Below are 7,300 nucleotides of genomic sequence, written 5' to 3' on the forward strand. Positions count from 1 at the left end.
TCCCCGAATTCGCGCTGACGCATTCTGTCCCCTTGGAGTCCCGAGCGGAACGGCGTCCCTTTCGGGGGACGGTCCGCCGACTCCGGCGGCGACCGGCGGTGATGTGCGGCACCTCGAACTGTCGTAGCCGGATGGTCTCCTGCATTCTGTGCCCGAAATCCCCCTCGGGTCACGGCATCGCAGCTCAGGCGGTGCACAACGTGACCGTTCGGTCTCATGAGGTGACCTCTCTAATGAGATTGACATAAACCCCCTGGTGGGGAAATGTTGCGTTTCTGCCGCCTCTCTCGGAGAGGCAAGAACCCCTTGCACCAACCCCGGAGAATCCCCATGTCTGTTTCCCCCGTCCTGCGCGCCACGGGCCTGTCCGCGCTCGCCATCGGCTCCGCCCTCGCCCTCAGCGGCTGCGGCGCCATCACCTCCCTCATCGGCGGCGGCAACGTCTTCGACATCAGCGTCGGCGACTGCTTCGTCGAGTCCGAGATGAACGCGGCCTTCGCCACGGGCGAGGTCAGCGACATCCCCCTGGTCGAGTGCACCGAGGAGCACGACGCCGAGGTCTACTACACCGAGGACCTGCCCGAGGGCGACTTCCCGGGCACGGAGTCGGTCGACGCCTCCACGGAGGAGATCTGCTACGGCGACAACTTCACCGACTTCGTCGGCGTCTCCTACGACGAGTCCGAGATCTACGCCGGCGCGCTCTACCCGACCGAGGAGAGCTGGAACCAGCTGGACGACCGCGAGGTCGCCTGCTACCTGTTCACCGACGGTGAGATGGTCACCGGCACCCTCTCCGGCGCCAACCGCTAGATCCCCGCGTACCGCACGCCTTCCGGTGACGGGCCCTGCTCCAGCCCGCGCCGTCCCGTGCCGCCGTTCACCTGCGGCGATGGAGAGCACGTCGCGACCGGAGAATCTAAAAATTCTGATTCGCCCCGTCTTGGGCTGAAACCTTCTCCGTGTGACGTGCATCTTGATACATGTCGCCGACCCTCCCCCACGTCGGCAGCAAGCAACCCTCGAACTGGTGGAGTACTACTCATGTCCGCAACGCGCCGCCCGCTGCTCGGCCGCATCACTATCGGGATCCTGGCCGTCGGCGCCTCGCTGTCCCTCTCCGCATGTGGCCAGCTTCCCCTGCTGCCCCCCGCCCTCACCGGCGGGACCGAGGTCTCCCCCGAACCGGTCGAGACCAGCGAGACGCCCGAGACCCCCGCCCCGGAGCCGGTGGAGTCCGAGGAGCCCGCCGGCGCCTCCGACACGGACGTCTTCAACGTCGGTCTGGGCGACTGCCTGAACGAGATGACGCAGAACACGGACGACCAGATCTCCGAGGTTCCCATCATCGACTGCGCCGAGCCCCACGACTACGAGGTCTACCACGTGGAGGACATCGCGGAGTCGGGCGAGTACCCGGGCGACACCGCCGTCCAGGAGGCCGCCGACACCATCTGCCGCGACGCCTTCGACGCCTGGGTCGGCATGGCGTGGGCGGAGTCCGGCATCGACTACACGCCGCTGTACCCCGTCGAGGAGGGCTGGAACCTGGGCGACCGCGAGGTCCTCTGCCTGGCCTACGACATGGCCGGACAGGTCGAGGGCACCCTCGAGGGCGCCGGCTACTAGCGCCGGGACCGGACAGCGCTCCGGTCCGGCGGCACGACCCGGCTCCTGTCCTTGTCGCGGGCAACTGCGACGAACCCCGCGACAAGCACAGGATCCTTCCCGGCGGACCTCGTCCACGGCCCCGGACATGCCTCCGGCAGGCGCACGACGAGCACGGGACCCGGCCCTACCGGTCCCGGTCCGCACCGCATGACGAACGGCCCGCACCGCACGGTGCGGGCCGTTCGCGTGCTCCGGGGGAGGTCGCCGGCCGCCCCCGGGACCGGTCCCGGTCAGACCCCGGCGCCGCCCGTGGCGGGCAGGAGCAGCGGGGCGGCGGGTTCGGCCGGTTCCTGCGCGAACGCCTCGGCGGTCTCGGCCGCGGGGGCGGGCTCCGCGGGCGGCAGGCCCTGGCAGGTGACGTCGGCCGGGGCCTCGCCGTCCACCAGGTAGGCGTCCACGGCGTCCCTCACGCACGGCAGGCCGAAGGAGTGGTAGAAGCCGTGCCCGCCGTCCCCGGCCACCGTGACCAGCGGGTTGTCCAGGCGTTCGGCCATGGCCACACCGTCCTCGTAGGGGGTGTTGGCGTCCAGCTCACCGGCGATGACCAGGCCCTGCGGGTAGCCGTCGCGCTCGGCGTCGACCGCGGGCTCGGGCCGGTCGAGGGTGCTGAACCCGCACGGTTGGGGGGAGGCCCACCACGCGCCGCTCCCGTAGGGGTGCTCCTCCCGGTACACGCGGGTGTCCTCCCGGTACACGCCGAGCCGGGTGGGCCACTCCGTCTCGCACAGGACCGCGGTCTGGAGGTCCGGGGTGACGATGTCGCCCGCCACGGTGCTGTAGGCGATGCTCAGGGACTCGTACCCCTCGGGCAGCGGCTCGTCGTTGACGAGGAACCACTGGAACGAGGCGAACGCGTCCCACGAGGCCTGGAGTCGCGCGTGGAAGCCGATGTCCATGTCGAAGTAGTTGTTCTCGTACCCCGGCATGGGGGAGTCCTCGCCGAGCGGCTCCTCCCGGAGCCGCGCGGAGGTGGCGTCGAGCGTCTCGCGCACGTCGTCCGCGGTGGTACCGAAGCCGTACAGGTCGTCGTGCTCGGCGAGCCAGGCCGTGTACCGGTCCATGTTGGCGCTGTAGGCCGGGGCCTGGCCCATGAGGGCGTCGCGCGACACGCCTTCGGGGCGGGTGGCGGAGTCCAGGACGCTGCGGTCCATCCGCTCGGGGAAGAGGGTGCCGTACACCGCGCCCAGGTACGTGCCGTAGGAGCCGCCCAGGTAGTTGAGCTTCTCCTCGCCCAGCGCGGCGCGGATGACGTCCATGTCCCGGGCGGTGTTCGCGGTGCTCATGTGCGGCAGCAGGTCGCCCTGGGTGCGCTCGCAGGTGCGCTGGTAGTCGATCGCGGCCCTGGTCAGGGCGGAGAACTCGGCGTCGGTCGGGCGGGTGAGGAAGGGCAGCGGGTCCGCTCCGCAGTTCATGCGGGGCGAGGACGCGCCGGTGCCGCGGGGGTCCATGCCGATGATGTCGTACACCTCGGCCGCGCGCGTGTCCCCGAGGGCCCAGCCGGCTCCGGGGTTGTCCGCGAGGGAGAGGGGGACGGCGCGCCCGTGGCCTCCGGGGCCTCCGGGGTTGGTGAGGAGGATGCCGCGCCGCCGTTCGGCGTCGGAGGCGGTCCCGCGGCTGACGGCCACGGTGATGCGCGTGCCATCGGGGTCCGCGTAGTCGAGGGGGACCTCGATGTCGGCGCACTCCAGGCCGGGGAGTTCGGCCTCGGTGCAGGGGGCCCACGCGACGTCCTGGTCGTAGAACCGCGCGAGGGCGGGGGCTGCGGGGGCGGGGGCGGCGGGATCGGCCGCGGCGGGTGACGCCGCCGCGAGTGAGGTGGTCAGGGCGGCCGTCAGGACGCTCGCGGCCAAGGGGATCGTGCGTGCTCGGCGCACAGGGGTGGCCTCCGCTTTCGGTCTCGTTCCGGGGGAACGGGGTCGTGTGCTTCGGAGGCACCACGGTACGAACCGGACGTACGGGGGCGACATTGACGAATGTCATGGATTCGGTCCATGGCCGGATGCGGACAGTCACGCCCCGCGCCGGGGGAGGGGAGACGCCGGCCGACCCCGATCCGGGGGAGGGGAGACGCCGCGGTTTTCTTCTTCGCAGGTCACAGGGTTGCTGTGCTCCTGGGCAGGGGATCAACGCGAGTGTCGGAACCGATCACTGCACTACTGAGGAGTCCCATGCGCCGGACCTTCGCCGCCCTCGCCCTGAGCACGGTCGTCCTGGGGGCGTCCGCCGCGCCCGCCGCCGCCCACGACCTCGACGGTCTTCCGTACGTCGCCTACGCGCAGCAGGTCGTCGACGCGATCCTCTTCGGCGGGGGAGACCCGGGCGCCTCCGGGGGGCTGCAGTTCAACCGCGCAGCCTCCTGAGGACCGGCGGTCCAGGCGGAACCCGAGGAGCCGACGCCCCCGTGGGCGTCGGCTCCTTTCGTTGTTTCCCTGCCGTCCCAGCTGTGGCGTGGCTACCGTGGTGCGGGTTCTGCCACCCGAGCCGCGAGGCCCACTGTCGTGTCCGATCCACCACGGACCTCCCGGGCCACTGGGGCAGGCACGCCCGGGGCGTCCGGAGTCCGGCTCTGCCCTTTCTCGGGTCCACGGAAAACCTCCCCGGGAACAGCACCGGCCCTGCCCGTCCTGACCGGCCCGGACATGAGCAACGCCAGGACCGCCATCCAAGAAGCCAAGGGACCGGACGACGATGACGAACACACCATCATCACCTGCGAACCAGACCACTGGTGCTCCCCCGGAAGCCCCGGAAGCGTGTGCGACCCCCGCTACTGAGGACACCACGGTCCCGTTCATGGACCTCATCCGCCCCCACACCGGGGACATCAGCCGGGTCCGCCCCGCTGGTAAAAGTTACAGCTGGAGCACCACAGCCATCATCAGCAGCGAGCAGGGCGAGTTCTTCGTCAAAGGGGTCCCGAACCGGCCCGGCGGGCGCCTGGACTCCGCCCACCGGGAAGCGACCGTCAACCCGTTCGTCCGGGACGTCACCCCGACGATGCGATGGCAGGCCGAGGACGAGCACTGGTTCGTGATGGGCTTCGACGCCATCGAGGGCAGGCCGGCCGACTTCCGGCCGGGCTCACCCGACCTTGGCCGGGTCGTGGAGGCCCTGAACAGGGTGTCGGAGATCCCCCTGCCCGCTGTGGCCCGGGGGTGGGAGGAGACCCGGTGGGACCGGTTCGCCACCGAGGAGGAGAAGGCCCTTCTGCGCGGGGACGCGTTGACCTACACCGACGTTCACGGACACAACTTCCTCCTCTCCGAGGGTGGGACGTGGCTCCTGGACTGGGCGTGGCCCACGCACGGGGCGCCGATCATCATGCCCACGGACCTGGCTGTCCAACTCGTTTCCGCCCACCACTCCCCGGAGTCCGCCGAGGGGTGGGTGGGGCAATTGGAGGCGTGGAAGGCGTCTTCGCCGGAGAGCGCGAGGGCGTTCGCCCGTGCCAACGTTCGCCTGCACGAGTGGATGGTCGAGATGAGGCCGGAGGAGGAGTGGTTGAAAGCGATGCTGGTGGCCGCTGAGGCGTGGGCGGAACACCTGGGCGGCCGGTAGGAGGGTGGGGCCTTCGGCCCTGGTGATGCACCCGACCGCCGGGGCAGCCTGAACCCGCTGAACACGAAACCGGACCCCCACGACTGCTTCGGCGGGGTCCGGTGTGGTGTGGGAGAAGGGGGAAGGAGGTCCAAGGCGGGGCGGTCACGAACCTGTCGCACACCTGACATGCAAAAAGCCCCGCCGTACCCTGGAGCCAGCATCGCAACAGGAAGGGCAGGGCGAACGTGAGCCAGGATGCCCCGGACACCATCGGCCGACGGGTCGCGCGTGCAAGGAAGCTGCGCGGGCTGACCCAGCATGGACTCGCAGGTCGCAGTAACTACTCCCGCTCCCTCATCGCGCAGGTCGAAGCCGGTCACAAAGCCCCGACAGGTGCGTTCGTGGCCGCTATGTCCGCTGCCCTCGGAGTGGACCCCGCGCGCCTGTACGGGCAGCCCTTCCAAGAGGAGACCGAGCCCGACCGGGCGGTGTACGCACCCCTGTCCGAAATCCGGCGAGTCCTTACAGTCACCGATGTCGCTCCCGATCTGGATGGACCTCCGCGTCCGATCGCGGCACTCGCCGCCGAACTGGCGACCGCGCAGCGGCTACGGCACGCCTCCCAGCACGCGAAGCTCGGAGCCCGCCTCCCCGCCCTGCTGGCAGAGCTCATGTGGCACGCCTACGAGGAAGACGAGCCGAGCGCTTGGCGGATGCTGCACACCGCCCACTCCATCACGGCCTCCCTCACCCGTCGCCTCGGTTTCACCGATCTCGCCTCCATGGTCCAGGAGAGGTCTGCCGTCTCAGCGCTGCGTTCCCAGGACCCACACCTTCCGTTGATGGTCACCCATCGTCGGGCACTGCTGATGATGGCTGTGGCTGCATGGGCGCCCGCCGTCAAGCTGTTGCGGCGCTCCATGGCCCAGGTGGACCTATCCCGTGCGGACGCGGTGGAGGTCCTGGGGTCGCTCCACCTGAGGGCGGCGATCGTGTCGGCGCGGAACGGGGACGCTTCGTCGGCGTGGGAGCACTTCGGGCAGGCGGAGGAGGTCAGCGAGCGTGCCGGGCGGCCTTCACTGGACGAACACGGGACGGACTTCAACCCAGGGAATCTGGTGATCCACGGGGCGGCGATCTCCGCTGAGCTGCGGGACTACGACGACGCCACCAGGAGGGACGCGCGGATCAGCAAGGCGATGCTGGTGTCACTGGCACCGGAACGGCGGGCTCACCACGGCATCGACATGGCGCGGGTACGAATGGAGCTGGGAGATCGGAGGCAGGCCCTCGAACGGCTTCTCACAGCTGAGAAGGACGCCCCCCAGATGGTCCGGTACCACCCGATGGCGCGTGCGACCGCCCGCTGTCTGGCCGACTCCCATCGGGATGTGCCGGAGAGGCTCCGCGGGCTGCTGACACGAATGGGATGAGCGGTCCCGGTGTCAAGCGTGGAATGTTTCTCGTTGGAACACCAGTGGGCACCGGAATCGTGATCGTGGACGCATGGACACCTCATCGGGGGCTTCGCCGTCCCCCGTCGCGACAGATGGCACTGAGTGCGAGCGGCTTCGGTGCATGTACGTTTCCTGGCCCGAGTCCGCTCCCGACCCGGATTCCCAAAGGATGGATGCTCTCCAGGGGGAGTTCGCGGGCGAGTGGACCATCTGGCGAGCGCTGAGCGCGCAACGGACCAACAGGGACTGGTGTGCCCGCCGCGTCGACACCGAGGGTGCCCCGACCCGGCTGTCCGCGGCCACAGCCGAGGAACTGCGTGAGCGGATCGTGGAGGCGGGCCGGTGAGGCCCGACACGGATCTGGGCAGTGCAGACATTGAACCCGCTGTGCCGTACCCGCACCGGATCGGGTTCTGCGAGCCCCACCGGCACGGCATCCTCCTGGGCCACGAGCGCGGCTGCACCGCCCTGGCCGCCTGGGTGCCCACCGTGGTCCCCCGCCGGGCGAGGAAACCGGTCTTCCTGGTGGCCGAAGCGCTGGTGTCGAACGCCCGCAAGCACACCCGTTCCGGGGACCCGGGCGGGACCGTGCGGGTGGTCGTCGACGTCAACCCGTTCCTGGTCGGCGTCGC

General features: G+C 70.1%; 8 protein-coding genes and 1 pseudogene. 8 read left to right on the forward strand and 1 reads right to left on the reverse strand.

Annotation, left to right across the window (positions count from 1 at the left end):
• Positions 1 to 330 precede the first annotated feature (330 nt).
• On the forward strand, positions 331 to 813 hold the full coding sequence (locus tag ACIRPH_RS30750; protein WP_402920817.1) for a septum formation family protein: 483 nt from the start codon (positions 331 to 333) through the stop codon (positions 811 to 813).
• Between the two features lie 231 nt (positions 814 to 1,044).
• Positions 1,045 to 1,629 carry a septum formation family protein gene (locus ACIRPH_RS30755; RefSeq protein WP_402920820.1) on the forward strand — a complete coding sequence of 195 codons (585 nt, stop codon included), beginning with the start codon at positions 1,045 to 1,047 and terminating at the stop codon, positions 1,627 to 1,629.
• 272 nt (positions 1,630 to 1,901) lie between these two features.
• On the opposite strand, the gene ACIRPH_RS30760 is transcribed toward ACIRPH_RS30755, so the two are convergent.
• Entirely contained in the window at positions 1,902 to 3,545 is a 1,644-nt protein-coding gene (locus tag ACIRPH_RS30760) for an alpha/beta hydrolase (RefSeq protein WP_402920822.1), read from the reverse strand.
• A gap of 294 nt (positions 3,546 to 3,839) precedes the next feature.
• Here ACIRPH_RS30760 and ACIRPH_RS30765 point away from each other — a divergent pair, with 294 nt between their 5' ends.
• From ACIRPH_RS30765 to ACIRPH_RS30790, 6 genes and pseudogenes are all read left to right on the forward strand, one after another.
• The gene (locus tag ACIRPH_RS30765; protein ID WP_402920825.1) at positions 3,840 to 4,031 is read left to right on the forward strand and encodes a hypothetical protein; all 192 of its coding nucleotides are present in this window, start codon (positions 3,840 to 3,842) and stop codon (positions 4,029 to 4,031) included.
• Between the two features lie 279 nt (positions 4,032 to 4,310).
• Complete coding sequence (locus ACIRPH_RS30770; protein ID WP_402920828.1) at positions 4,311 to 4,445, forward strand: hypothetical protein; 135 nt, start codon at positions 4,311 to 4,313, stop codon at positions 4,443 to 4,445.
• Between the two features lie 19 nt (positions 4,446 to 4,464).
• A complete protein-coding gene (locus ACIRPH_RS30775; protein ID WP_402920831.1) occupies positions 4,465 to 5,229 on the forward strand; it encodes a protein kinase in 765 nt (254 codons plus the stop codon).
• A 227-nt stretch (positions 5,230 to 5,456) separates the two neighbouring features.
• Entirely contained in the window at positions 5,457 to 6,644 is a 1,188-nt protein-coding gene (locus ACIRPH_RS30780) for a helix-turn-helix domain-containing protein (protein ID WP_402920834.1), read from the forward strand.
• Between the two features lie 193 nt (positions 6,645 to 6,837).
• Entirely contained in the window at positions 6,838 to 7,014 is a 177-nt protein-coding gene (locus ACIRPH_RS30785) for a hypothetical protein (protein ID WP_402920837.1), read from the forward strand.
• Between the two features lie 41 nt (positions 7,015 to 7,055).
• Positions 7,056 to 7,300: pseudogene (locus tag ACIRPH_RS30790) on the forward strand (hypothetical protein); the annotation flags it as partial.

The sequence above is a fragment of the Nocardiopsis sp. NPDC101807 genome (genome assembly GCF_044766605.1).
In the GTDB taxonomy this organism is placed as follows: domain Bacteria; phylum Actinomycetota; class Actinomycetes; order Streptosporangiales; family Streptosporangiaceae; genus Nocardiopsis; species Nocardiopsis tropica.